Origin of the sequence: Acinetobacter sp. ESBL14 (genome assembly GCF_036668815.1) — a bacterium.
Taxonomy (GTDB): Bacteria; Pseudomonadota; Gammaproteobacteria; order Pseudomonadales; family Moraxellaceae; genus Acinetobacter; species Acinetobacter gyllenbergii.
In genome coordinates, this window is record NZ_JAZEVS010000019.1 from 1 (window position 1) to 2635 (window position 2635).

Genomic DNA, 2635 nt, shown 5'->3' on the forward strand with positions numbered 1-2635 from the left:
GAGCTTGAATTTACTGCACCCGCTTTAACGTTGGTAATCGTGGTTCCACCAGCACCTGCAAGCGTGATCTTGTCTTTAGTCGTTGCATCATCATATTTAACTGCTGCATCGTCTAATGTACCCAACTTGCCATCAACTGCTGCCAATTGATCTTCAGTCGCCGCTTGACCTGATACCGCTGTGCCGTTCCACGTCTTATTGCTTAAACCACCAATGGTATTGGTTGTTCCATCAATCTTAACTTTAGTGGCACCACTACCAACATTGATTGCATCTTTAACATTCAACGTGTCGCCTAAGCCCAGTTGGACTCCGCCTGCAACTGTCGTGCTGGTAATGTTGCTATCACCTTTAACATTGATATCACTACCCAAGGCATAGTTGTTCTTGCCTGTTGTGCCACCAAAGTTGATGCCTTTGTCTGCTGTCGCTTTAACGCTGGTGATCGCACCGTCAATTGTGTTCGAACCTGTACCACCAATGTTACTTGTGGTGATTGCACCTGTCGTTGCATCAATGGTCGTGTTGCCACCAATTGCACTCTTAACGCTATCGGCTACACCGTGTAATTGACTACCGTTGATTGCATCAGTTGAGCTTGAATTTACTGCACCCGCTTTAACGTTGGTAATCGTGGTTCCACCAGCACCTGCAAGCGTGATCTTGTCTTTAGTCGTTGCATCGTCATATTTAACTGCTGCATCGTCTAATGTACCCAACTTGCCATCAACTGCTGCCAATTGATCTTCAGTCGCTGCTTGACCTGATACCGCTGTGCCATTCCACGTCTTATTGCTTAAACCACCAATGGTATTGGTTGTTCCATCAATCTTAACTTTAGTGGCACCACTGCCCACATTGATTGCATCTTTAACATTAACGGTATCACCTAAACCAAGCTGTACACCATCTGCTGTTGTGGTACTGGTGATGCTACCATCTGTTGAACCTTTAACATTCAGCGTATCGCCCAATGCAAATTGGTTACTGCTAGTGCCATTACCAAACTTGATGCCTTTGTCCGCTGTTGCTTGTGCTGCATCTGCTGCATTTTGCGCAGTTGTTACATTCTGATTGGTTGTGAATAACTGACCACCATTCACTGCATCTGTTGATGCTGCTGAACTGATATCACCTGCTTTAACATTCGTGATCGTGGTTCCACCAGCACCTGCAAGCGTGATCTTGTCTTTAGTTGTTGCATCGTCATATTTAACTGCTGCATCGTCTAATGTACCCAACTTGCCATCAACTGCCGCCAATTGATCTTCAGTCGCTGCTTGACCTGATACCGCTGTGCCGTTCCACGTCTTATTGCTTAAACCACCAATGGTATTGGTTGTGCCATCAATCTTAACTTTAGTGGCACCACTGCCAACATTGATTGCATCTTTAACATTCAACGTGTCGCCTAAGCCAAGTTGGACTCCGCCTGCAACTGTCGTGCTGGTAATGTTGCTATCACCTTTAACATTGATATCACTACCCAAGGCATAGTTGTTCTTGCCTGTTGTGCCACCAAAGTTGATGCCTTTGTCTGCTGTCGCTTTAACGCTGGTGATCGCACCATCAATTGTGTTCGAACCTGTACCACCAATGTTACTTGTGGTGATTGCACCTGTCGTTGCATCAATGGTCGTGTTGCCACCAATTGCTGTCTTAACGCTGTCCGCTACACCGTGTAATTGACTGCCATTGATTGCATCAGTTGAACTTGAATTTACTGCACCCGCTGTGACATTGGTAATCTTCTTGCTACCGGCATTGATACCTGTCATTTTATCAATAACCACACCACCAACAGTCACTTTATCCGCTGTAACACCTGCATTGTTAATAACAGTATTGCCTGTTGTTACGCTGGTTAAGTTCAGGTCCTTGCTTAATGCAAATGCAACATTATTTCCTGTCTTGGTTGCAGTCAAGTTGGTATCAGATGGTGTTGCTACACCGATATCAACCGTATCACCCGCTTTGATCGCACCGCTGTTCTTACCATTGCTTTGTAAGTTGAAACCACCTTTTAAGGTCGTGATATCAGTGGTATTGGTTGTAATCTGATTGCCTTGATTAGTAACAGTCGTTGTCAAATTACTTACATTTTGATTGGTCGTTGTTAATTGACCAAAGTTGACTGCATCACTTGCTGCCGTTCCTGCAGTAACATTCGTGATTTTTTGACTACCCGCATTGATACCTGTGGTTTTATCAATAACCACACTACCAACAGTCACTTTATCCGCTGTAACACCTGCATTGTTAATAACAGTATTACCTGTTGTTACGCTGGTTAAGTTCAAGTCTTTGCTTAATGCAAATGCGACATTATTTCCTGTCTTGGTTGCAGTCAAGTTGGTGTCTGATGGCGTTGCTACACCAATATCAACCGTATCACCCGCTTTAATCGCACCGCTGTTCTTACCATTGCTTTGTAAGTTAAAACCACCTTTTAAGGTCGTGATATCAGTGGTATTGGTTGTAATCTGATTGCCTTGATTGGTGACAGTTGTTGTCAAATTACTTACATTTTGATTGGTCGTTGTTAATTGACCAAAGTTGACTGCATCACTTGCTGCCGTTCCTGCAGTAACATTCGTAATTTTTTGACTACCCGCATTGATACCTGTGGTTTTAT

At 43.9% G+C, this 2635-nt stretch carries 1 protein-coding gene; it reads right to left on the minus strand.

The window, feature by feature from the left end; translation table 11 throughout:
• On the minus strand, nucleotides 1-2635 hold a 2635-nt coding region (locus tag V6E90_RS21400), incomplete at both ends, for a beta strand repeat-containing protein (RefSeq protein ID WP_332606399.1).